Below are 22284 nucleotides of genomic sequence, written 5' to 3' on the forward strand. Positions count from 1 at the left end.
TCGATACTTTTGCCCATGTCAGCCTGGGCCCACCTGATTCGAATGACTGCGGTGCTGTGCGGGGTGGCCATGATGGCCGCCCCGCCTGCGGCGGCAGCGGGCGATACCGCCGGGCAACTGAGCTTCGGCGGTGCGCAACGCACCTACCTGGTACACGCCCCGGCCGGAGTCGACCATCCGGCCGGGTTGGTGATCAACCTGCACGGTGCGGGTTCCACTGGCGCTGAGCAGGCGGCGATCTCGCACTATGACACCGTGGCCGATCAACTCGGTTTGGTCGTGGTCTATCCCGACGGTATCGACCGCAGCTGGGCCGACGGCCGTGGTGCGTCGACGCCAGATCGCCGGGGTGTCGACGATGTCGGCTTCCTGTCCGCGCTGGCGGACACGCTGATCCGCGATTACGGCATCGCGCCCGGTCGGGTCTTCGCGACCGGGATGTCAGCAGGCGCGTTCATGACCAACCGGTTGGCGTGCGACCGCGCCGACCTCATCGCCGCCATCGCACCGGTATCGGGCACGCTCGGCGCCGGGGTCGGGTGTGCGCCGTCGCGCCCGGTGGCGGTCTTGGAAACACATGGCACCGCCGACCCGGTGGTCCCCTATGACGGCGGCACGATGAACGGCCGCGGCGGTGTCAGCGACATCCTGTCCGCGACGGCGATGGCTGCCCGGTGGCGTGATCTCGATGGTTGTCCGGCGCCTGTCCAGGACACCCTGCCCAACACCGGTGACGGCACCTCAGTGCGCCGACTGACCGCCGCCGGATGTGCAGACGGTAGCGCCGTGGTCCTGCTCAGCGTGGACGGCGGCGGCCACACCTGGCCACGCGGAAACTTCGCGTTGCCCGCCGATGCGGTGGGCCTGGCCACCGGGGCCACCGACATCTCGCTGGCAAGTGGACAGTTCTTCCTCATGCACGCCAGATAGTTGACTCCGCTACCATTCGCCCATGCCCCTTGGGGACGGCCAGCTCTTCGCTGGCTACACCGTCTTGCAGCGACTCGGATCAGGTGCGATGGGGGAGGTATACCTCGTCGCGCATCCGAGGCTGCCGCGTCGTGATGCCCTCAAGATCCTGCCCGCCGAATTCACCGGCGATGACGAGTACCGCACCAGGTTCAACCGAGAGGCCGATATCGCCGCCACGTTGTGGCATCCGCATATCGTCGGCGTCCACGACCGCGGCGAGTTCGAGGGGCAGCTGTGGATCTCGATGGATTACGTCGAGGGCACCGACGTCGCCCGCTTGCAGCAGGAGAGTTACTCCGGCGGGATGCCGTCGGATGACGTGGTGCGGATCATCACCGCGGTCGCCGATGCTCTCGACTACGCGCACCAGCACCAACTGCTGCACCGTGACGTCAAGCCTGCCAATATCCTGCTGTCCCGGCCGGAGCTGGGTAAAGAGCGAGTTCTGTTGGCCGACTTCGGTATTGCCCGGCGGATTGATGATTCAAGCGGACTGACCGGTACCAGTATGACGGTGGGCACCGTGGCGTATGCCGCGCCGGAACAGCTGATGGGCCAGACGATGGACGGCCGGGCCGATCAGTATGCGCTGGCCGCCACGGCTTTTCATCTACTGACCGGAACCACGCTGTTTCAGCATCCCAACCAGGCCGCCGTCATCAGTCAGCACCTCACCGCGCCACCACCGCCGATCGCCGACCGGCGACCCGAGTTATCCAACCTCGATCCGGTATTTGCCAAAGCCCTCGCCAAATCGCCACAGGACCGGTATCAGTCCTGCCTGGACTTCGCCGAAGCTCTTGAGCGACGGATCGGCAGCGCCGGCGGCGATTTCGATGACGATCAGGCGACGATGGCTGCGCAGCCGGTCGCGGCCCCGCGCCATCGGCAGGCGGTGGCGGCACCCAAACCGAAGCTGCGGCCTGCCGTCCTGGTTCCGGTGGCCGCACTGGGGCTGATACTGGTCGGTGGGGCGGCCGCGGCGATGATCGTCACCAACAGCAATCGGCACGAGGCCGCCGAGCGCCCTGCACAGGCACCCGCTGCGCCGGCCTCGTCGACGTCCCCCGCACCCGTGGCACCTGCGGTGCCGGTCGTACTCATCGGCGCCGACTGCGCCACGCTCGGGGCGGCCGGGCAGTCGACATCTGGGCAGACCGCCTACTGCGCGAAGCTGCCGAGCACCGGCGATGCAATGTGGTCGCTCTACAACGGCCAAGTGCCCTCTCCCACAGTTACTCCCGGTCCTACCGACCAGGTGTATGCGCCGGGTATCGAAGAGCAGGTCGCGGTGTGCGTGCAGCAGACCGGGAACTCGCGGGTGCAGTGCCGCGAAGAAATCAGGGAAGGCAACCTGACCGGGCCTGCGTAGGCCGCGCGAACTCGGCATGCCGGGACCGGCCACCTTCAGCAAGTTCTCAGCATGGCGGGCGCAGACTGGTCAGGTGATGCGAGACGGGCGGACGCGACGCGAGTTCTGGGAACTGTGGTGGGTGCGGGTTGCAGTGGTGGCCGTGGTCGCGGTGGCAGTGATCACCGTGTCGGTGCTCATCGATCCCACGCATGCGTCATGGGAGGCCAAGACGTGGGAGTTCGTCCACGAGGTCGCCGCGGCCAGCGTCGGACACAGATCGTAGATAGCAGTCAGCCCCGGAAGGAATTTCCCTCCGGGGCTTGACTATTTGCGGATCAGGCCTTGGTCTGGCCCAGGGTCACCTGCACCGTCTTGGTGGCGCCGGAGGAGTCCAGGTAGGTCAGTGTCACGTTGTCACCGGGAGCCATCGAGCGCACCGCAGCGACCAGCGCATCGGAGCTGCCGATGACCCGATCGTCGACCTTGGTAACGACCACGCCACTGGGCAGGCCGGCCGCAGCGGCGGGACCGCCGTCGGTGACCTGGGCGACCGCAGCGCCTGGGGCGGCCGAATCGCTGCTGAGTTGCACCCCCAGGGACGCATGAGTGGCGGTGCCGGTCGAGATCAGCTCGTTGGCAATGCGCTTGGCCTGATCTGCCGGGATGGCGAAACCAAGACCGATCGAGCCGCTCTGGCCGCCGCCGGACTCACCGCCGCCACCGCCGCCACCGAGCGAGGCGATCGCCGAGTTCACCCCGACCAACTCACCGTTCATATTCACCAGTGCACCACCGGAATTACCCGGGTTGATCGCGGCGTCGGTCTGGATCGCGTCGAGCACCGAGTTCTGGCCCGTGCTCTGATCGCCGGTGGCGACCGGGCGGTTCAGCGCGCTGACGATACCCGTCGTGACGGTGCCTTCCAGCCCGAGCGGTGAGCCGATCGCGACGACGTTCTGGCCGACTTTCAGATCTTTGGAGGAGCCGAGGGTGATCGGCGTCAGGCCCGAAACACCTTGGGCGCGAACGACAGCGATGTCATCAGCCGGGTCGGTTCCGACCACCGTGAACGGAACCGTGCGGCCATCGGCGAAGGTCGCCGTGGCCTGCACGCCCTGCCCCGACGGCGACTGGCCGTCGGAGGGGTCCTGTCCGTCAAGGCCACCGAGGCTGCTCGGGGCGGTGGCGGGACCCGATGGGCCCTGGCCACTGACCGCGGCCACCACATGGTTGTTCGTCAGGATCAGGCCGTCAGAGCTCAGGATGATCCCGGAGCCCTCTTCGCTGCCGTTACCCATGGCGATCTGCAGCTTGACCACGCTGGGCAGCACCTTGGCGGCGACCTGCTCGACGGAGCCGGCCGGTAAAGAGGCGACCGGCTGCGATGCTGCCGGTATCGCGGCGCGCAGGGCGGCGGGCGTCTCAGGACGGTTGAGCAGGGCTACCGCCCCGACACCGCCGGAGACCACGGCGACAGCCGCTGCGCCTGCGATAACCGCACCGGCGCGGGAACGCTTGCGCACATTGAGATTTGGCGCCTGCATCGGATGGATTGGGGTCGTCGGTGAACCGTCCGGGTGATGAATGACACGGTAAGGGTCATACGGCGGCCGCGTGGTCTGCATCGCGTAACGCCAGTCGTATGGCTGCTGATATCCGCCCTGGGGATAGGTCGAATACTGCTGGCCCGCAGTGTGATTCGAATCGGGGCGGTAGCCTGGCTGACGCCGCGATGACCGCGGGTGCTTCTTCATAGTGTGTTGTTCTTCCCTCGACATAGAGCAGCAAAGTGATAAGCCCAACTATGACCTGTGCTGCTGAGATCCGACTGAGAGATGTATCTATATCGACCAAGACTTTTGGCCACGACTCGGTCTCAGATCGGTAACGGAACCGCACGCCCGCGACGCAAAAGCAAAGCCAATGATGCGCAGATCACGCTGCGCCAGGGACTCGGGTTTATGGTGGGCCGATGAGCGGTGACCTAACCGACCCTGCCGTGCCTGCCCCGGATGACAAGGACTGGACCTGGGTTCTTGAGCAGCCGTGTCCGGACTGCGGATTCGATGCCGCCGGGCTGTCGCGAGAGTCGATCAGCGTCGAGGTGCTTGCCTCGACACCACGCTGGCAGTCGGCGCTGCGCCGCGCCGATGCGTGCGTGCGACCGGACCCGACGACGTGGTCGGTACTCGAATACGCCTGCCATATCCGCGACGTGCACACGATCTTCGCGCAGCGGGCCCGCCTCATCCTCGAATCTGACAACCCTGAGTTCGAGAACTGGGATCAAGATCAGACAGCGCTGGCCGCGCGGTACTGGGCGCAGCGCGCGGATGTCGTCGCCGCGGAACTGGACGTAGCGGCGGGACGTGCTGCGGACGCCTTCACCGCGCTGTCGGCTGCGCAGTGGTCACGGGTGGGACGGCGCAGCAACGGATCGGTGTTCACCACCGAGACGCTGGGCAAGTACTACCTCCACGACGTGGTGCATCACCTGCACGACGTGGGTGCGTGACCGTGAGCGCTTAGGAGGCCAACCCCGATAGATCGGGCACATTCTGCATCAACTCGATGCGGGTGCCGTCCGGGTCGGTGAGATAGATGAATCGCGGCGACGCCGGATCTGCGACGTCACCGAGGACCGTCCGGGTCTGTTCGATCACCGCGCCGCCCGCGGCGACGATCGCCTCGGTCAGGCCGTCGACATCTTCCACCCGAAACGAAAGGTGGGTAAATCCGAGTTCGTTCATCGGCTTTCGTTGGCCCGAGCCGGTGATCGGGATATCGACCCACTGAAGCAGCTCGATGCGGATATCACCGCGAATCAACATCGCCGAGCGGAACTTGCCCTCGAGCTCCATCGTCGCGGCAACTTCGTTGTTGTCGAAGTCCAGCTGGTAGAGCTGGGTAAACCCGAATACGTCGGTGTAGAAGCGAACTGATCGGTCGAGGTCGGTCACGCCGATTCCGATATGCGAGAAGCCCTGGATCACCCCCGCAGTCTTGCAGACGCAGCGCCCGGCGAACAGCCTGCGTTAATTTCTGGTTTCGCCGTCTGAAATGGAGGTTTGCGACTTGGTGTGACGGGTACCTCATTCGCCGATGACGCGGGCACCATTGCGGGCGGTACTGCGTTGTGATGTACGCGAGTGCCCCGTTCGCATATTGACGCACTATCAATAGGAGTTGAGCCAGATGGCTACCGACTATGACGCCCCGCGCGGTACTGACACTGCTGACAAGCCGGACGACTCGATCGAAGAACTGCGATCGCGTTCCAACGAGGCCGAATCCTCGGTGATCGATGTCGACGAGGCGGATGCGGCTGAGTTCTTCGAGCTGCCCGGTGCCGACCTGTCCGGCGAGGAACTGTCGATGCGGGTTATCCCGAAGCAGGCCGACGAATTCACCTGTTCCAGCTGCTTCCTGGTGCACCACCGCAACAGGCTGGCCGGCCAGAACGGCGCTGTCATGCTTTGTGTGGACTGCGCTAGCTAACCGACCTGCAGCGACAGCGCTGACATTCCGCGCAGCGTGATGTTCGGCTTGTAGCTGGGTTCCGCGGCGAGCCGCGCGTGAGGAAACCGCGCGGTCACCGCGGACAGCACAGCCTGTGCTTCCAGCCGCAGCAGTGGTGCCCCCAGGCAGAAATGCGCCCCGTGCCCGAAGGCCAGGTGCCGCAGGGCGGTGCGGTCGGGATCGAATTCGTCGGGCCGTTCATTGGCGGCCGGGTCCCGGTGGGCGGCGCCGAGCACCAACACCATGGTGTCGCCCTTCGGCACCGCGGTATCGCCAAACGTGATGTCCGCAGCGGCAATCCGCCCGAGCAGCTGAGCCGGGGGGTCATAGCGCAATGTCTCTTCGATGACTCGGGCGCTGCGGCTCTGATCTGCGCCAAGGGCCGCCCACTGCGACCGATCCCGCACCATGGCCAGGATCGCGGTCGCGATCAAACTGACCGTTGACTCGTGTCCGGCGATCAGCAGCAGGTTGCACGTCGAGACGATCTCATCGACGCTGAGTTGGTCTCCGGATTCTTCGACGGCAATCAGTGCCGAGATCAGATCGTCGGAAGGGTGGCCACGCCGACGTTCGATCAGGTCTCTGAAGTAGCCACGCAGCCAGCGACCTGCGGTAATGCGCTCGTTGAAGCCGTCGGGGGTCTCACCGGTGAGCGAGAGGAACGGATCGAGGGACTGACCGACCAGCGACGAAGCACGGCCGAACTGCGGCTCGTCCTGCAGCGGCACACCGAGGAGCCGGCAGATGACTGCCACCGCCAGCGGATAGGCGAGGTCGGCGATGGCGTCGAAGTGACCGCGCTCCTCGATCGGGTCCAGCAGCCCGTCGACGAGCGCGGCAATATCGGGCGCGAGTTGGTTGATCACCTTCGGGATGAACGCCTTGCTGACGAGTTTGCGCAGCCGAGTGTGATCAGGTGGATCGAGGAAAAGGAACGCCGGGGTGCGCCGCCGATCGACAAGGCCGGCCAGTCCGAACGGCCGAGGCTGCTCACCCGCAGCGATCTGTTGTTGCGCCAGCGTGGACGTGAGCCGATCGCTCGACGCGCGTGGGTGCCGCAGCACGTCTGCGCAGTCCTGATACGACGAGAACACGACCAGGTTCGCGTCGTCCAGGCGCAGCGGGCCGTGTTCGCGCAACGTGCGGAACGTCGGGTAGGGGTCGATTCGATTGGACGGGTCGAGCATCTGTGTGAACAGATCCCGCGAGATGTCCGCGGTCGTCATGCCCCCATTGTGCAGGGTGTCGCTGACCGGCACGTGATGTGGCGGCGAATAGTGAATAACTGTGCACCACAGGGATATTGACGTAGTCGTCGATACCCGTTCGCTATAGGCCGATAGTCTCGATACATGACCCGCGAACCGTCGGCCGACTTCTACCGGGTCGTCGCGGTGGTGGTCGTGGTGATCGGGCATTGGCTGGTCTCGGCGGTCACCTACCGCAATGGTCAGTTCGGTAACGAATACCCGCTCGACGTGCTGCCGTGGACGCAGTGGCTCACCCTGGTCTTCCAGGTCGTACCGGTGTTCTTCCTGGTCGGCGGATATGCCAGCGCGGCATCGCTGACCCGGTGGCGTGATGGTGACGGGCACGGGTCGGTCGGGGTCACCGAATGGGTGAGAACTCGCCTCGGAGCGATCCTTGGCCCGACGACCGCGTATGTGGCTCTGGTACTGGGTGTTATCGCGGTACTGAGCCAGGTGGGCATCGGCGGTTCGCCGCTGTCGTTCGGGGGCTGGGCAGTGGCCATGCACCTGTGGTTCATCCCGGCCTATCTGGCGGTGTTGGCACTGACACCGCTGGCCGTGGCCGCGCATCACCGCTGGAATCTGTGGGTTCCGGTCGCGCTCGCCACCGCAGTGCTCGGCGTCGACGTCGCCGCACGCATCGGCGAGATGCCCGCGGTCGGCTCGCTGAATTACCTGCTGTGCTGGGCGGCGGTCTATCAGCTCGGTATTTGTTGGCGCGCAGGAGCTTTCAGCAGTCGACAAGCCATGGCGCTGGCCGCTGGGGCGGCCGTCGTGGTGGCCGCGCTGCTAGGACTGCGGTGGTACCCGATCAGCATGGTCGGGGCGCCAGGCGCGGACACCCAGAACAACTTCCCGCCGAATATCGCCCTGCTCGCGTTCGGCACCGCGCAGGCCGGTCTCCTGATGGCCGCGGCCCCGGCGGTGACCCGCTGGCTACGGCGATCATGGCTGCGGCGGGCACTCCCGGTGGCGAATACCTACGTGATGGCGCTGTACCTATGGCAGATGGTCCCCGTGGTGATCGTCGCCCTGATCGGGTATCCCACCGGACTGCTCCCGCAACCTGAGACCGGGACCGGCCCGTGGTGGCTCTTCCGAGTGGGGTGGCTGATGATCCTGACGGTGGTGATGGCCGTCGCGCTGGCGCTGCTATGGCTGGCCAGGTCGGTCTTCGATCGGGCGCTACCTACCGTTACGGTTCCGCTGCCAACGTGGAGCCGGCCGGCCCTGCTGGCGGCCGGGGTGGCGCTCGCGGTTGGTGTCCTGGCCCGAATCGCGGTCTACGGCTTCGCCCCGTCAGGCCAGTTCCCGACGATGTGTGCAGCGCTGTACGTCGTGGCCATCGGCCTGTTGAGCGTCACAACGCCAAGCAGCACAGCGCGAAGGGAGGTCGCACAGTGATTGATCCTGTCGCGAGCATCGTCGACTCACCGGCCGGGCCCGCCGTCGGGGCATTCTTCGATCTCGACGGCACCCTGGTCAACGGATTCACCGCGGCCGCACACGCCGCGCACCGAATCCGGCACCGCCAGTCCGGGATTGGCGAAATGCTTGGCGTCGTCGAGGCCGCAGTGCGCTACCGCTCGGGGCGGATGCAGTTCGATCGGCTGATGGGCCGGGCGGCCGGATATCTCCGCGGCGAGCCACTGGCCGAGCTTGAACTCCTCGGGCAGGACATCTATGCACGCCGCATCGACGCACGTGTCTACCCGCTGATGCGCAGTGTCGTACGAGCCCATCAGGATCGTGGACACACCGTGGTGATGATCTCCTCAGCGCTGACCATCCACGCCGCACCGGTGGCGACCGCACTGAGCATCCCGCATCTGATCTGCAACCACTTCGCCGTCGACGATGACGGCAGGCTGACCGGCCGGATCGTCACCCCGATCATCTGGGGAGCCCGCAAAGCTGATGCGGCCGAACAGTTCTCAGCGACCAATGATGTTGTGCTGCAGAATAGTTACTTCTACGCCGACGGTGACGAGGATCTACCGCTGATGCAGGCCGTCGGCCATCCGCGGCCGGTGAATCCCCGCCGCGGTTTGGCCGAAGCGGCCGTCAAGAACGGTTGGCCAGTGCTGCGCCCCGGCAGCACCGCCGACTGAGCTCTCAGTCCAGCGCTCCCCAGAATCGGGTCAGCATCTCCGCGCCACGGGCCGGGTCCTGGACCATCCACCAGTGCCCGAGGCCGTCGAGGACTTCCACCCGGGCACCGGCCCGCGCCGCGGCGCGTCGCCGCATCCCGTCGTCACCGACATAGGTGTCCTCGGTCGCGAGCACCGCGAGGCCGGGCCGGGCAGCGGCCCGCTCGAGGTGGCGACCGAGATCCCGCACGACGGGCTGGGCCGCCGACCGGTACAGCGTCAGGATCGCGCGATTCATCTGCGGCCCCGCCGCCGCCGCCAACGTGGTGGCGATATCGACGGGAAGGCCCAAGCCGCCGAGCATTGCCGCGCGTTCCTGCAATGTCCCGCCCGACATGGTCTCGACCATGAGCTCACCGTCGCCAGGGGTCTGCCATACCTGCGCCATCTCGTGCCAGACGTAGTCCTCGTCGAAGAGCCCGACCACATCGCTGACCCAGCTGTGCACCAGTTCGGGCTGCGCCATGACTGCGGTCAGCACATGCCCGCCGCCCCAGTCGTGGCCGACCAGATCGACCGGCTCGGCGAACCCGGAAAGCTCACCGATCAGCCAGTCGCGATATGCCACATGGGTAGCGGGGAAATCGTCGGGCAACGGGGCGCCGAATCCTGGCGGGGACAGGCAGACCACGTCATCGCGGCCCAGCTCGGTGATCAGCGGGCCCCAGATCGCGGCGGTCTCCGGATTGCCATGCACCAGAACGACTGTCATGCAGGCAATCTACTGCCCAGGTGTGATGGTGATCGCGGTGGCATTGCCGTCGGTGGTGGCGGCCTTGATCGTGGCGGTATCACCGCTCTGCAACGGCCCGCGCCCGCGGTCGGTATCGGCGGTGATCACATAGGTCTTGGTGAAACCGTCCTCGCTGCGTGCGGTGACCGTCGTGTCGGAAATCTCGGTGATCTTGCCGGTCTGGGTGAGCTCGGTGGTGAAACCGCCGTGCCCGTCGGACACCACGAACTCGCCGTGTAGCGCGTCGGCGGTCGCGGGGCTGCCAAAACCGCCAGGGCCGCCGGGGCCGCCGGGGCCAAAGCCGCCAGGGCCACCGTCATCGGGACCGCCGAAGCCGCCGGGACCGCCGAAGCCGCCGGGACCACCGAAGCCGCCGTGTTCAGACCGCCCACTGTCAGCGGCATAGATGACCGCGCCGCCGCCCGCGGCCAACACGACGGCGATACCGACGGCTGCCAGGGTCTTGTTCCGCGACCAGTGTGCAGGCCCCTCGGTCGGCGCGCCCCACAGCGGTTCGGCTGCGCTCGGAGTTTCGGTGTCGGTGTTCATCAGACCACCGTGACCACGCTTGCTGTGCATTGGCTGTGCGTGAAGTCTGTGTGGCCTAAGTCTCCGAAGAGGGTTTTTATTCACAGGCGGCGCATAGGATTGCCACAGGGTTGGCCAACGCAGCACCCGAATACTGGGAGCCATGATGCCAGGAGCTGCCGAACGAATTGTGATGCGTCGCGCTGACGGTAACCCGATCAGCGTGCTGGTCGTCGACGACGAGACAGTCCTCGCCGAGATGGTGTCGATGGCGCTTCGTTATGAAGGCTGGAACATCACCACCGCGGCCGACGGGAACGCGGCGATCGCGTCGGCGCGTTCGGTCCGGCCCGACGCCGTCGTGCTGGATGTGATGCTGCCGGATATGAGTGGGCTGGAAGTTCTGCGCAAGCTGCGTGAACAGAATCCCCACCTGCCGGTCCTGCTGCTGACCGCAAAAGATGCAGTTGAGGACCGGATCGCCGGCTTGACGGCGGGTGGCGACGATTACGTCACCAAACCTTTCAGCATCGAAGAGGTGGTACTGCGGCTGCGCGCATTGTTGCGTCGCACCGGCGTCACCACCGAAGACAGCGGAGCTCAGATCGTCGTCGGTGACCTGATCCTCGACGAGGACAGCCACGAGGTCACGCGTGCGGGTGACCTCATTGCGCTGACGTCGACGGAATTCGAGCTGCTGCGGTTCATGATGCGCAACTCCAAACGGGTGCTGTCCAAGGCGCAGATCCTCGACCGGGTCTGGAGCTATGACTTCGGCGGGCGATCCAACATCGTGGAGCTCTACATCTCCTACCTGCGCAAGAAGATCGACAGTGGGCGAGCTCCGATGATCCACACCCTGCGGGGGGCCGGGTACGTCCTCAAACCGGCCGCCTGAGAATTGATGGAGCAGCGCGCCCTATCTCATAGCATTTGGTCGCGGCCGAGTACCTGGTCGCTGCGGGCCAGGCTGCTCATCGGCCAGATCCTGCTGCTGACGCTGGTGTGTATCTGTATCGGCGCGGGAACCGAGCTGGCGCTGAGCCGCTACCTGGTCAATCAGCTCGACGGCCAGCTCGTCGACGCCGCCCGCCGCTCGACGATGATGTCCTCGAGCCACCCGCCGCGACCGTTGCCGCCGGATATGCCGCGACCGCGACCGGGCCCCGGCCCCGAGTTCCTCGACGCACCAGGGCAACCGGGTGGGCTCGTGGCCGCGGTGATCGGCCAAGACCAGCGGATTGAAGTCGGTGTGCTGACCCGGTTGGGCGGCCGGGAAGCGTTGACCCCGACCGCACAATCGCAGGTGGCCGCCGTCTTGCCGCGTGACCGTCCCGTCACCCGCGATCTCGACGGCCTCGGTCGGTACCGGTTGATGGCGACCTACAACCGCCTCGGTGAGGTCATCGTGTCCGGGCTGCCGCTGTCGGACATGGAAGAGACCATGTTCCGGGTCCTGGTCATCTTCGCCGTGGTGGCCGCCATTGCGCTGGTGGCCGCGACAACCGTCGGCATCGTCATCATCCGGCGCGCACTCGCGCCGCTGACCCGGGTCGCGGCCACCGCGGGCCAGGTCGCGGGATTGTCACTGGACCGTGGTGAGGTCGCGCTGCCGGTGCGCGTCCCTGAACGCGATGCCAACCCCAATACCGAAGTCGGGCAGATGGGATCGGCGCTGAACCGGATGCTGGACCACATCTCGGCTGCCCTGTCGACACGGCAGGCCAGCGAGACCCGCGTGCGGCAGTTCGTCGCCGACGCCAGCCACGAACTGCGCACGCCGTTGACGGCGATCCGCGGCTACACCGAACTGGCGCAGCGCCGCCGTGCCGAGATGCCCGATGAGGTGGTCCACGCGATGGGCCGGGTGGCCTCAGAGGCGGAACGGATGACGCGGCTGGTCGAGGATCTGCTGCTGTTGGCCCGCCTGGATTCCGGGCGGCCGCTGGAGCGTGAGCAGGTCGATCTGTCCCAGCTGGCCGTCGACACGATCAGCGACGCCCATATCGCCGGGCCCGATCATCAGTGGAATCTCGACCTGCCCGACGAACCGGTGCTGGTCACCGGCGATACCGCCCGGCTGCACCAGGTGCTCGCCAACCTGCTGGCCAATGCCCGCACGCATACCGGCCCCGGTACCACGGTGACCCTGTCGCTGACCACCGACGCGCGCGGTGCGCAGATGCGGGTCGCCGACGACGGGCCGGGGATCCCGGCAGACCTGCAGTCCGAGGTCTTCGAGCGGTTTGCCCGTGGTGATTCGTCGCGTTCCCGCCTGGCCGGCGGCACCGGACTTGGCTTATCTATCGTCGCTGCCGTGGTCAAGGCCCATCACGGCACCATCGAGGTGCGCAGTGTGCCCGGCGATACCGAATTCGTGGTCCGGCTGCCTTTCACAGCCGACGCATAGCAACTACCCATCTGAGCTCAACACTGTTCCGACACCCTGGACCAAGTGACGATTTATGCGCCGCGGAACAGCGCCACCCCCTTGGACACCCCTGACACCCGTGACACCCCGCCGCCGACCCATGGCCTGCGGCGGTTGGTCGGTCGGGAGGCGGTCGCCGTCGTCGTCCTGCTGACAGGCACCGCGCTGCTCTATCTGTGGAATCTCGGTGCCAGTGGCTGGGCCAACAGCTTCTATGCCGCTGCCGTTCAGGCCGGATCGCAGAACTGGACCGCGCTCCTGTTCGGGTCCAGCGATGCGGCCAACGCGATCACGGTCGACAAGACACCCGGCGCCCTGTGGGTGATGGGCCTCTCGGCGCGCATCTTCGGCTTCAACGCCTGGAGCATGCTCGTGCCGCAGGCACTGTTCGGGGTTGCGGCTGTCGGGCTGTTGTATGCGGCGGTCCGCCGGATTTCGGGACCGCGGGCGGCTCTGCTGGCCGGGGCCGTACTGGCCCTGACACCGGCAGCCGCATTGATGTTCCGGTTCAACAATCCTGACGCGCTGCTGGTGTTGAGTCTGGTGGCGGCGGCCTACTGTGTGCTGCGCGCACTCGATGCCGGCAGTAGCGCGTGGTGGATGCCATTGGCGGGCTTCGCGATTGGCATCGGCTTCTTGGCGAAGATGCTGCAGGCTTTCCTGGTCGTGCCGGGTTTCGCGCTGGTCTTCTTGCTGGCGGCTGATCTCACATTGCGCAGCCGGTTATGGCGGTTGCTTTGTGCCGGTGCGGCACTGGTGGTCTCGGCGGGGTGGTATCTGGTCCTGGTCGCCATCTGGCCTGCCTCATCGCGACCGTATATCGGTGGATCGCAGCGCAATTCAATCCTTGAGTTGGCCCTTGGCTACAACGGCCTTGGCCGGCTGACGGGTGAAGAGACCGGCGGTTTGGGCAATCTCAATTTCGATGTCGGCTGGGCCAGGCTGCTCGGTGGTGAAATGGGCGGGCAGATCAGCTGGCTGTTACCCGCTGCGCTGATAGCCACCATCGGCGGGCTCTGTATCACCTGGCGCGCACCACGGACCGACCGCACCAGGGCGGCACTGCTGTTGTGGGGCAGTTGGATACTGGTGACCGCGCTGGTGTTCAGCTATATGAGCGGCATCATGCACCCGTACTACACGGTGGCGTTGGCGCCGGCGATCGCAGCGAGCCTGGCCACCGGTAGCGCCCTACTTTGGCAGCGGCGCAACGATATTCGGGCCGCGACGACCCTGTCCGGCATGGTCCTGATCACCGCTGCGCTGAGTTTCGTTCTGTTGAGTCGTAATGCGGACTGGCTGCCGTGGTTGCGCGCCGCGGTGCTGGTGGTCGGCCTCGCGGCCGGATTGTTGATCCTGGTGATCGGTCGCCTGTCTCCTGCAGTCGCGCGCACCGTCGCCGGGGTGGCCCTTGTCGCTATGCTGGCCGGACCGACGGCGTATGCCATTGCCACCGCGGCAACGCCCCACCGCGGCGCGATTCCGTCGGCCGGGCCGTCGGCGGGGTTCAGCGGTCCGCCGGGATTCCTCGACGCACAAGTGCCCGGTCCCCAACTGACCGCTCTGGTCAGCGCCAACGCAGCCGACTACACCTGGACGGTCGCTGCGGTGGGATCGAATAACGCTGCCGGTTATCAATTGGCCACTGGCACAGCGGCAATGGCTGTCGGCGGCTTCAACGGCACCGACCCCGCGCCGACGCTGGCCGAATTCCAGGCCGATGTCGCCGCGGGCCGGATCCACTACTTCGTCGCCGGATCGATGATGCACCGGATGGGCGGCGGTAGCGGGAGCGACGCCGCGCAGCAGATCACCAATTGGGTGACGGCACATTTCCAGGCCACAACCATCGACAACGTAACCGTCTACGACCTTTCCGAATGATTCACAGCGCATCCATAGCGACTACCAACGTGGCCCCTACCGCCGAGACCGAATATGGAGACATGACCATCACACTTGAGTCGGACGCAGCTGATTCGACAACCGCTGATTCGGCACCCGCTGATTCGGTAACCGCTGATTCGCTAACCGCGGCGACCGGCTTCACCGCTCGGCCGAACGCCGCGCGCATCGCCGCGCAGACCGGTGTACCCGTACTCGACGTCGTCGTGCCCGTCTACAACGAGCAAGCGGCCCTTGCGGATTCGGTACGACGGCTGCACCACCACCTGAGCGAGCAGTTTCCGTTCACCTTCCGCATCACCATCGCCGATAACGCCAGCATCGACGCCACCCCGGTGGTGGCAGCACAGCTGGCCGAGGAGTTCGAGGAGGTGCGGGTCGCCACGTTGGAGCTCAAGGGTCGCGGCCGGGCACTGCACCAGGTGTGGTCCACCTCTGATGCGCCGGTGCTGGCCTATATGGACGTCGACTTGTCCACCGACCTGGCGGCGCTGCTGCCGTTGGTGGCTCCGTTGATCTCCGGGCATTCCGATGTCGCGATCGGCACCCGGTTGAGCCGGGCGTCACGGGTGGTGCGCGGCGCCAAGCGCGAGGTGATCTCCCGCTGCTACAACCTCATCCTGCGCTCCACGCTGTCCGCCCGGTTCTCCGACGCACAGTGCGGGTTCAAGGCGATCCGCGCCGACGTCGCACAGGGTCTGCTGCCGCACGTATCCGACACCGGCTGGTTCTTCGATACCGAACTGCTGGTGTTGGCCGAACGCAGTGGGCTGCGCATCCACGAGGTGCCCGTCGACTGGATCGACGATCCCGATAGTCGCGTCGATATCGTGGCCACCGCCGTCGCCGACCTCAAAGGAGTGGCCCGGCTGCTCAAAGGATTTGCCACCGGTGATATCCCGATCGCGGCGATCGCCGCGCAATTCGGTCCGGCGACCGCCGCAGCACCTCGGTCGATACTGCGCCAGGCGGTGCACTTCGCCGCCATCGGCATCGCCAGCACTGCCGCCTATCTGCTGCTGTTCCTGGTGCTCAGCGGACCGCTCGGTGCACAGGGCGCCAACCTGGTCGCGCTGCTGGTCACCGCGATCGCCAACACCGCAGCCAATCGGCGCTTCACCTTCGGCGTGCGAGGCAAGACCGGTGTCGCCCGCCATCACTTCGAGGGTCTGGTCGTCTTCGGGATCGGGCTGGGGTTGACCAGCGGCGCGCTGGCTCTGCTGCACACCGTCGTCGATCCGCATCGAGCTGTCGAGGTCATCGTCTTGGTGGGGGCCAATCTGCTCGCCACAGTTATCCGGTTCGTTCTGCTGCGCGGCTGGGTGTTCCATCCGCGCCGGACCGCGAATCGCGCGGACTAAGGGACTGAGGGACTAAGGGATCATGACCGTCATGCAAGATTCGGCGACGACCGCGGTTGCCCCAGAAGACGAAAGCGGGCGCCGCACCCGCGGTCCGGGGTTGTTGCTCGGCCCCGATGACCAGCCGCGCTGGCAGCGGCCAGGGTTGCTCGCCCTATTGGCTGTCACCGCGGGGCTCTATCTGTGGGCGTTGGGGTCGCTGGGCTGGGCGAACGAGTTCTACGCCGCTGCCGTGCAGGCCGGTACCCAGAGCTGGAAAGCGTTGCTTTTCGGTTCGTTGGACCCCGGCAACTCGATCACGGTCGACAAACCACCCGCTGCCATGTGGGTGATGGCGCTGTCCGGCCGAATCTTCGGATTCAACGCCTGGAGCATGCTCGTACCGCAGGCGCTGATGGGTGTCGCGTCGGTAGGGGTGCTGTATGGCGCGGTGCGTCGCACCAACGGGCCGGGTGCTGGACTGCTGGCCGGTGCCGCTCTGGCGCTGACGCCGGTGGCCGCGTTGATGTTCCGGTTCAACAACCCCGACGCGCTGCTGGTCCTGCTGCTGGTGCTGGCCGGCTACTGCGTCGTGCGGGCACTGCAGGGATCGCCGACGCGGTGGGTCGCGCTCGCCGGTGTCGCCTTGGGCTTTGCGTTCCTGGCCAAGCTCTTGCAGGCCTTCCTGGTGATGCCGGCACTGGCGCTCGTCGTCCTGGTCGCGGTACCGGGCAGCATCTGGAAACGCATCGGCACCGTCTTGGTCGGGTTGCTCGCGATGGTGATCTCCGCTGGGTGGTTCATCGCCCTGGTCAGCTTGTGGCCCAAGGATTCCCGTCCGTACATCGGCGGCTCCACCGACAACAGCCTGCTGGAACTCGCACTGGGTTACAACGGCCTCGGCCGGGTGCTCGGCGGTGACGGCAACCCGACCCAGGGCGCCACCGGCGGGCCAAGCGGTGGCGGTCCCGGTGGCTCGATGTTCGGTGGTAACACCGGCCTGTACCGGATGTTCGGCGAGGGGATGGGCACCGAGATCTCCTGGCTGCTGCCCGCCGCGCTGATCGGCCTGATCGCTGGACTGTGGTTCACCCGGCGCGCCCCGCGGACCAGCCTGGCCAGGGCGGGCCTGCTGCTCTGGGGTGGCTGGATGGTGGTGACGGTCGTGGTCTTCAGCTTCATGAAGGGGATCATGCACCCCTACTACACGATCGCCCTGGCGCCAGGAATCGCCGGCGTCATTGCGATCTCGGTCGCCGAATTGTGGCGGGGCAGGCAGTTCCGTAGCTCCCGTATTGCCTTGGCGCTCATGCTGGTTGCCACCGGTGTCTGGAATTTCGTGCTGCTCAACCGCACACCGGAGTGGAATCCGTGGCTGCGGTGGGCAGTGCTGATCGGGGCGATCTTGGTGGCCGCGATCCTGATTGTCGGCGGTCACCAGCTGGGCCGCTATACCGCGGTGCTGGCGATGGCCGGGGTGCTGTTCGGCCTTGGCGGTACGGCCGCATACACGGTCGAGACAGTGCTACATGGTCACGGTGGTCCGATGCCGACCTCGGGTCCGGAGCGGGCCGGCACAGGGTTTGGCGGCTTTGGCGGTCCGGGCGGTGGCGACAAGGGCGGCGGCGGTGGCTGGGGTCAGAACCAGTCGTCCCCGCTGCTGGAGTCGATGCTCACCCTGACCGATAACCGTTGGGCTGCAGCGACTGTCGGATCGCATCTGGCGGGATCGTTGGAATTGAGCACCGGCGAATCAGTGATGGCGATCGGCGGTTTCAGCGGCGGTGACAATTCACCGACGTTGGCACAGTTTCAGCAGTACGTCACCGACGGTCAGGTGCGCTACTTCATCGCAGGCAATGAGCGCGGTGGCGGACCGGGTGGGTTCGGTGGCCCGGGCCATGACGAGAACAACGCGGCCAGCCAGATCACCGCGTGGGTGAAGGCCAACTTCACCGCCGAGACCGTCGACGGCAACACGGTCTACGACTTGTCGGTCAAGTAGCGCACCCGACGCAGTGCAACCGGGTAGAAATTGCGGTATGGATCAGAAACCTCCAATCGCTGTCATCGAATCTGCTCACGCCGAGCACTTCGCGACGCTCCCTTTCGACGACACAACCGATTTCGAGGACAGTGACCGCGGATTCATCGGTGCACTGTCACCGTGTGTGATCAAGGCGGCCGACGGCCGGGTGGTCTGGGACAACGACGTCTACAGCTTCCTCGCCGGTGACGCCCCGACCACCGTGCATCCCAGCCTATGGCGCCAGTCCACGCTGGTGGCCAAACAGGGCCTTTACGAGGTCGTCGAGGGTATCTACCAGGTGCGCGGCCTCGATCTGTCCAATATCAGCTTCATCGAAGGCGATACCGGCGTCATCGTCATCGACCCCCTGGTGTCCACCGAGACCGCCGCCGCCGCGCTGGCTCTCTACCGTGAGCACCGGGGGGACCGTCCCGTGGTCGCGGTGATCTACACCCACAGCCACGTCGACCATTTCGGTGGTGTGCTCGGTGTGACCACCCAGGCTGATGTCGACGCGGGCGCGGTGGCCGTGCTGGCCCCGGAAGGCTTCGTCGAGCACGCGGTGCAGGAGAACATCTACGCGGGTACGGCCATGACCCGGCGGGCGGCCTATATGTATGGCACCGTGCTCGACCGCGGACCGCAGGGGCAGGTGGGTTGCGGGCTGGGCCAGACACCGTCCACCGGTGAGGTCGCGATCATCGTCCCGACCGTCGACATCACCACCACGGGCGAGACCCACACCATCGACGGCGTCGAGATCGAGTTCCAGATGGCGCCCGGCACCGAGGCGCCGGCCGAAATGCACTTTTACTTCCCGCGTTACCGCGCGCTGTGCATGGCCGAGAACGCCACGCACAATCTGCACAATTTGCTGACCCTGCGCGGCGCCCTGGTCCGTGACCCGCACGGCTGGTCGGGCTACCTCACCGAGGCCATCGAGAGTTTTGGTGACCGCAGTGACGTCGTCTTCGCCTCACACCACTGGCCCACCTGGGGCCATGACCGGATCATCGAATTCCTTTCTCTGCAGCGTGATCTGTACGGCTACCTGCATGATCAGACCCTGCGTCAGCTCAATCAGGGTTTCACCGGTATCGAGATCGCCGAGACCTTTCAGATGCCGCCCGCGCTGCAGAAGGCGTGGAACACCCACGGCTATTACGGTTCGGTCAGCCACAATGTCAAAGCCGTCTACCAGCGCTATATGGGCTGGTTCGACGGTAATCCGGCCCGGCTGTGGGCGCACCCCCCTGAGGCGCTGTCGCCACGGTATGTCGCCGCCATCGGTGGTGTCGACAGGGTGGTCGAGGTGGCTCAGCAGGCCTTCGACGACGGTGATCTCCGCTGGGCTGCCACTCTTTTGGACCATGCGATCTTCACCGACGAGAATCATCAGGGTGCCAGGACGTTATACGCGGACACCCTGGAACAGCTGGCCTACGGAGCAGAATGCGCGACATGGCGCAATTTCTTCCTGGCCGGGACCACCGAACTTCGGGTGGGAAACTTCGGCACGCCCGCCCAGACCACATCGATCACGATGCTGTCGCAGCTGTCGCCGGAGCAGATGTTCGATGCCCTGGCGATCAGCATCAACGGCCCCAAAGCGTGGGATCTGGCTCTCGCCCTTGATATCTCATTCGCCGACCTGGGTACCAACTACCGGCTGACGCTACGCAACGGGGTGCTGGTCTACCGCAAGGTGGTGGCCGACGAGTCGACGGCGGGGGTGACCCTGAAGCTGGCGGCGAAGGTGCGGTTACTGGCGTTGGCGGCGGGTGACTTCACCGCGCCGGGACTGGAGATCACCGGCGATCAGCAGGTCCTGCAGCAGCTGGTGGATGTGCTGGACAAACCCAACCCGAAGTTCAACATCGTCACGCCCTGAGTGTCTTCGAGCGATTCTCGTCGGGAAGCGGGTGTCCGAATTGCCCGCTTACTCAGCGAATCGCTAGTCGAGCCAGTCCCGAAGACTGGGCGAATCGCCCGCCTCCGAGCGAATTCGGCGGGCTTGGGACCGTAATTCCATGACGCGCTTGTGTATTCGATACTCGGTCGCCCGGGGCATCTCGAGCGGGGCATAGATTCCCCGGCGCAGCCGTCGCACTCTGCCGTGCCTTCGCTCCCAGCGCAGCCCATCTGACACCGACTTCGGCGGGTCCCCGTGGATCACGAAACCCTGCCAGGTGAGGCCGTCGATCGGATCGGTGATGCTGGTGGGTCCGTGCTGGGCCAGGAACAGCGTGAGGGCGTAGCGCAGTTCTATTCCGCGTAAGACTCTCGAGTCATCCATCCCGCGACCATGACACCAACCTCCGACAGCATTGCCCAATTCGCTCCCTAAGCGGGCACTTCGATCACCGCTTCCGAACTGCCCCGATGCCGCACAGGCAGAACCTGACCAGATGATCGATATCGGCCCGATCAGGTCGATGAGCTGACCCGACGTAGCGGCGCATCGTCCCGGTCGTGCATAGAAACACACTGTCGGCAGCGCAGTCGGGATCGGGGTTGCCCAGTGTGACAACAGGTTCAGTGAGCAGAGCCCGCATCGGCAGCAGAATCTCGCTATCGGCTACCCGCTGGTTGGCCGCCGCCGACATCTGGCTGATGGCAGCCCGGCTGAACGTGAGCAGGTGCGGATCGGCGACTTGGGCCAGGCAGCCTTCGATCCAGCGCGCGATCTTTTCCGCCGGATCGGTCTCCTTGGCCATCAGGTGTTCCAGATAGGAGACGGCGATCGTGACGCCGCGTTCCATCACCGCCAGGATGAGTTCGTCCTTACCGGCGAAGTAGCGGTAAAACGCCTTGTTCGAGGACCCCGCCTCGGCAACGATATCGGTGACGCGGGGCGGGTCAGGGGCCATCCGCTCCATCACCCGCACCGCGGCGGCCAGGATCTTCTCGACCTCCGCGGTGGCCGGTGTAGTCACGACACCGGTTCCCGCGCGGTATCGCGGATCACCCGGTGCACGAAACCCAGTTTTGCGATGACTGGCGGGGGAATGATGAAGGGGTACAACGGATTCTTGCCCATCGCGGTGTTCACCCGGTTGAAGAACATCGACATCCACTTCCAGTCGAACAGCAGTCGCTCCACCGGGACGTCGGCGTAGGACTCCAATGCCTCGATGTCCCTGGGCACGGTGAAGCGGACCTTGTCGGCGGTGAGCACCATGCCTGCCTCCCGGCAGGTGTCGATGGTGTCGGTGATGTGCAGGTAGTGCGCGAAGCACTCGGCGAAGTCCTCCCACGGATGCATGGTGGCGTATTCGGAGATGAACGAGTCCTGCCACTGATCGGGTGCGCCGAACGTGTAATGGCGGGCGATCTGATCGGAATAGCTGGTGCGCTCATCTCCGAACAGCTCGCGGCATTCCTGAAGGTATTGCATTGCGCCGGAACCTTTTTCGACCAGAATGTTCTGGTAGTAATGCCCGACCTCATGGCGGAAATGCCCCAGCATTGTGCGGTAGGGCTCGCCGAGCGCGACCCGCAGCGTCTCCCGGTAGGCATCAAGGGTTTCGACGAGATCGATGGTGATGACGCCGTCGGCGTGCCCGATCAGGACCTTGTCGCCAGTGGTGTAGCTCGACAGCAGGTCGAAGGCCAGGCCGCCATCACGACGCCAGAACGGTTCGACCGGCAGGCCGATATCGGTGAGCTGATAGATCAGTCGGCGCAACGCCTGCGCGGTGGGCACCAACTTCTCCCTGGCCATCGTGTCATCGGGCGCGGGTTCGCGGCGGATCAACGAATCCGCCAGACAACGACCCCGCTGCTCAACCGCCTGCTCCTCGGGCACCAGCCAGTTGCAGCCAAGATTGCCGGACTGGGTGCAGCGCACCCAGCGTTGGCCGTCCACCACAGCGCTATCCCTGACAGTCGCGATCATCGACTTCGACGGCAGGTGCAGACCCACGCTTGCCTGGCAGTTCGGGCACCGATCGCTCTCGAACGGCGTGAAGTTGTGACACACCGGGCAGGCGAATCCGCGCATGGGCAATATCGTTGCACGGGCCCCTGCGCGGCAGGGATGAGAAAGAGGACTCAGAAAGAAGACAAAG

The 22284-nt window shown here is 65.7% G+C and carries 21 protein-coding genes; 13 read left to right on the forward strand and 8 right to left on the reverse strand.

Features of this window, described 5'->3' with window-relative positions; all coding sequences use genetic code 11:
- Nucleotides 1-15: 15 nt before the first annotated feature.
- The 3 genes from ADBZ9O_RS04305 to ADBZ9O_RS04315 all read left to right on the forward strand — a co-directional run bounded on the left by ADBZ9O_RS04305 (nt 16) and on the right by ADBZ9O_RS04315 (nt 2609).
- Nucleotides 16-930, forward strand: coding sequence for an extracellular catalytic domain type 1 short-chain-length polyhydroxyalkanoate depolymerase (locus ADBZ9O_RS04305; RefSeq protein WP_526528715.1), 915 nt, complete (start codon nt 16-18; stop codon nt 928-930).
- A 22-nt stretch (nt 931-952) separates the two neighbouring features.
- On the forward strand, nt 953-2344 hold the full coding sequence (locus ADBZ9O_RS04310; protein WP_526528717.1) for a serine/threonine-protein kinase: 1392 nt from the start codon (nt 953-955) through the stop codon (nt 2342-2344).
- 73 nt (nt 2345-2417) lie between these two features.
- Nucleotides 2418-2609, forward strand: a complete 192-nt coding sequence (locus tag ADBZ9O_RS04315; RefSeq protein ID WP_526528719.1) for a hypothetical protein — start codon at nt 2418-2420, stop codon at nt 2607-2609.
- A 52-nt stretch (nt 2610-2661) separates the two neighbouring features.
- Here ADBZ9O_RS04315 and ADBZ9O_RS04320 read toward each other — a convergent pair whose 3' ends face one another.
- On the reverse strand, nt 2662-4080 hold the full coding sequence (locus ADBZ9O_RS04320; protein WP_526528721.1) for a S1C family serine protease: 1419 nt from the start codon (nt 4078-4080) through the stop codon (nt 2662-2664).
- A gap of 218 nt (nt 4081-4298) precedes the next feature.
- On the opposite strand from ADBZ9O_RS04320, the gene ADBZ9O_RS04325 reads away from it, so the two are divergent.
- Nucleotides 4299-4841: a DinB family protein gene (locus ADBZ9O_RS04325; protein WP_526528723.1), complete on the forward strand. Its 543-nt coding sequence runs from the start codon at nt 4299-4301 to the stop codon at nt 4839-4841.
- A 10-nt stretch (nt 4842-4851) separates the two neighbouring features.
- On the opposite strand, the gene ADBZ9O_RS04330 is transcribed toward ADBZ9O_RS04325, so the two are convergent.
- Complete coding sequence (locus ADBZ9O_RS04330; RefSeq protein ID WP_526528725.1) at nt 4852-5319, reverse strand: VOC family protein; 468 nt, start codon at nt 5317-5319, stop codon at nt 4852-4854.
- 202 nt (nt 5320-5521) lie between these two features.
- On the opposite strand from ADBZ9O_RS04330, the gene ADBZ9O_RS04335 reads away from it, so the two are divergent.
- Complete coding sequence (locus ADBZ9O_RS04335; protein ID WP_526528727.1) at nt 5522-5824, forward strand: DUF4193 family protein; 303 nt, start codon at nt 5522-5524, stop codon at nt 5822-5824.
- Here the strand turns inward: ADBZ9O_RS04335 and ADBZ9O_RS04340 are convergent.
- Nucleotides 5821-7074 (reverse strand): cytochrome P450, encoded by a 1254-nt coding sequence (locus ADBZ9O_RS04340; RefSeq protein WP_526528729.1) that lies wholly within the window; start codon nt 7072-7074, stop codon nt 5821-5823. The two genes, ADBZ9O_RS04335 and ADBZ9O_RS04340, sit on opposite strands and share 4 nt — an antisense overlap.
- A gap of 126 nt (nt 7075-7200) precedes the next feature.
- Between ADBZ9O_RS04340 and ADBZ9O_RS04345 the strand changes: the two genes are divergently transcribed.
- On the forward strand, nt 7201-8502 hold the full coding sequence (locus tag ADBZ9O_RS04345; RefSeq protein ID WP_526528731.1) for an acyltransferase family protein: 1302 nt from the start codon (nt 7201-7203) through the stop codon (nt 8500-8502).
- Nucleotides 8499-9209: an HAD family hydrolase gene (locus ADBZ9O_RS04350; protein WP_526528733.1), complete on the forward strand. Its 711-nt coding sequence runs from the start codon at nt 8499-8501 to the stop codon at nt 9207-9209. Before ADBZ9O_RS04345 ends, ADBZ9O_RS04350 begins: the two co-directional genes overlap by 4 nt.
- A gap of 4 nt (nt 9210-9213) precedes the next feature.
- Here ADBZ9O_RS04350 and ADBZ9O_RS04355 read toward each other — a convergent pair whose 3' ends face one another.
- Together ADBZ9O_RS04355 and ADBZ9O_RS04360 are read right to left on the reverse strand one after the other, a co-directional pair.
- Nucleotides 9214-9960 (reverse strand): alpha/beta fold hydrolase, encoded by a 747-nt coding sequence (locus ADBZ9O_RS04355; RefSeq protein WP_526528735.1) that lies wholly within the window; start codon nt 9958-9960, stop codon nt 9214-9216.
- Nucleotides 9961-9969: 9 nt separating this feature from the next.
- Nucleotides 9970-10530, reverse strand: coding sequence for a hypothetical protein (locus ADBZ9O_RS04360; RefSeq protein WP_526528737.1), 561 nt, complete (start codon nt 10528-10530; stop codon nt 9970-9972).
- 172 nt (nt 10531-10702) lie between these two features.
- Here ADBZ9O_RS04360 and ADBZ9O_RS04365 point away from each other — a divergent pair, with 172 nt between their 5' ends.
- From ADBZ9O_RS04365 to ADBZ9O_RS04390, 6 genes are all read left to right on the forward strand, one after another.
- Nucleotides 10703-11407, forward strand: coding sequence for a response regulator transcription factor (locus ADBZ9O_RS04365; protein WP_526532827.1), 705 nt, complete (start codon nt 10703-10705; stop codon nt 11405-11407).
- Nucleotides 11408-11413: 6 nt separating this feature from the next.
- On the forward strand, nt 11414-12919 hold the full coding sequence (locus ADBZ9O_RS04370; protein WP_526528739.1) for a sensor histidine kinase: 1506 nt from the start codon (nt 11414-11416) through the stop codon (nt 12917-12919).
- Between the two features lie 45 nt (nt 12920-12964).
- On the forward strand, nt 12965-14824 hold the full coding sequence (locus tag ADBZ9O_RS04375) for a glycosyltransferase family 39 protein (protein ID WP_526528741.1): 1860 nt from the start codon (nt 12965-12967) through the stop codon (nt 14822-14824).
- A 62-nt stretch (nt 14825-14886) separates the two neighbouring features.
- Entirely contained in the window at nt 14887-16206 is a 1320-nt protein-coding gene (locus ADBZ9O_RS04380; protein ID WP_526528743.1) for a bifunctional glycosyltransferase family 2/GtrA family protein, read from the forward strand.
- Between the two features lie 22 nt (nt 16207-16228).
- Nucleotides 16229-18190 (forward strand): ArnT family glycosyltransferase, encoded by a 1962-nt coding sequence (locus ADBZ9O_RS04385; RefSeq protein ID WP_526528745.1) that lies wholly within the window; start codon nt 16229-16231, stop codon nt 18188-18190.
- Nucleotides 18191-18227: 37 nt separating this feature from the next.
- Nucleotides 18228-20105: an alkyl/aryl-sulfatase gene (locus ADBZ9O_RS04390; RefSeq protein ID WP_526528747.1), complete on the forward strand. Its 1878-nt coding sequence runs from the start codon at nt 18228-18230 to the stop codon at nt 20103-20105.
- Between the two features lie 63 nt (nt 20106-20168).
- Here ADBZ9O_RS04390 and ADBZ9O_RS04395 read toward each other — a convergent pair whose 3' ends face one another.
- From ADBZ9O_RS04395 to ADBZ9O_RS04405, 3 genes are all read right to left on the reverse strand, one after another.
- Nucleotides 20169-20510, reverse strand: coding sequence for a hypothetical protein (locus tag ADBZ9O_RS04395; RefSeq protein ID WP_526528749.1), 342 nt, complete (start codon nt 20508-20510; stop codon nt 20169-20171).
- A gap of 64 nt (nt 20511-20574) precedes the next feature.
- A complete protein-coding gene (locus tag ADBZ9O_RS04400; RefSeq protein WP_526528751.1) occupies nt 20575-21150 on the reverse strand; it encodes a TetR/AcrR family transcriptional regulator in 576 nt (191 codons plus the stop codon).
- Nucleotides 21147-22217, reverse strand: coding sequence for a zinc-binding metallopeptidase family protein (locus tag ADBZ9O_RS04405; protein WP_526528753.1), 1071 nt, complete (start codon nt 22215-22217; stop codon nt 21147-21149). The genes ADBZ9O_RS04400 and ADBZ9O_RS04405 overlap by 4 nt, the downstream gene beginning before the upstream one ends.
- Between the last annotated feature and the right edge of the window lie 67 nt (nt 22218-22284).

It is taken from the genome of Mycobacterium sp. (genome assembly GCF_965229105.1).
Classification (GTDB): domain Bacteria; phylum Actinomycetota; class Actinomycetes; order Mycobacteriales; family Mycobacteriaceae; genus Mycobacterium.

What these genes read in the sequence shown, in the direction of transcription:
- ADBZ9O_RS04305 (WP_526528715.1), top strand. Translation starts at nt 16, where the DNA reads ATGTCAGCCTGGGCCCACCTGATTCGAATGACTGCGGTGCTGTGCGGG.
- ADBZ9O_RS04310 (WP_526528717.1), top strand. Translation starts at nt 953, where the DNA reads ATGCCCCTTGGGGACGGCCAGCTCTTCGCTGGCTACACCGTCTTGCAG.
- ADBZ9O_RS04320 (WP_526528721.1), bottom strand. Translation starts at nt 4,080, where the DNA reads ATGAAGAAGCACCCGCGGTCATCGCGGCGTCAGCCAGGCTACCGCCCC.
- ADBZ9O_RS04325 (WP_526528723.1), top strand. Translation starts at nt 4,299, where the DNA reads ATGAGCGGTGACCTAACCGACCCTGCCGTGCCTGCCCCGGATGACAAG.
- ADBZ9O_RS04335 (WP_526528727.1), top strand. Translation starts at nt 5,522, where the DNA reads ATGGCTACCGACTATGACGCCCCGCGCGGTACTGACACTGCTGACAAG.
- ADBZ9O_RS04340 (WP_526528729.1), bottom strand. Translation starts at nt 7,074, where the DNA reads ATGACGACCGCGGACATCTCGCGGGATCTGTTCACACAGATGCTCGAC.
- ADBZ9O_RS04345 (WP_526528731.1), top strand. Translation starts at nt 7,201, where the DNA reads ATGACCCGCGAACCGTCGGCCGACTTCTACCGGGTCGTCGCGGTGGTG.
- ADBZ9O_RS04355 (WP_526528735.1), bottom strand. Translation starts at nt 9,960, where the DNA reads ATGACAGTCGTTCTGGTGCATGGCAATCCGGAGACCGCCGCGATCTGG.
- ADBZ9O_RS04360 (WP_526528737.1), bottom strand. Translation starts at nt 10,530, where the DNA reads ATGAACACCGACACCGAAACTCCGAGCGCAGCCGAACCGCTGTGGGGC.
- ADBZ9O_RS04365 (WP_526532827.1), top strand. Translation starts at nt 10,703, where the DNA reads ATGCGTCGCGCTGACGGTAACCCGATCAGCGTGCTGGTCGTCGACGAC.
- ADBZ9O_RS04370 (WP_526528739.1), top strand. Translation starts at nt 11,414, where the DNA reads ATGGAGCAGCGCGCCCTATCTCATAGCATTTGGTCGCGGCCGAGTACC.
- ADBZ9O_RS04380 (WP_526528743.1), top strand. Translation starts at nt 14,887, where the DNA reads ATGACCATCACACTTGAGTCGGACGCAGCTGATTCGACAACCGCTGAT.
- ADBZ9O_RS04385 (WP_526528745.1), top strand. Translation starts at nt 16,229, where the DNA reads ATGACCGTCATGCAAGATTCGGCGACGACCGCGGTTGCCCCAGAAGAC.
- ADBZ9O_RS04390 (WP_526528747.1), top strand. Translation starts at nt 18,228, where the DNA reads ATGGATCAGAAACCTCCAATCGCTGTCATCGAATCTGCTCACGCCGAG.
- ADBZ9O_RS04395 (WP_526528749.1), bottom strand. Translation starts at nt 20,510, where the DNA reads ATGGATGACTCGAGAGTCTTACGCGGAATAGAACTGCGCTACGCCCTC.
- ADBZ9O_RS04405 (WP_526528753.1), bottom strand. Translation starts at nt 22,217, where the DNA reads ATGCGCGGATTCGCCTGCCCGGTGTGTCACAACTTCACGCCGTTCGAG.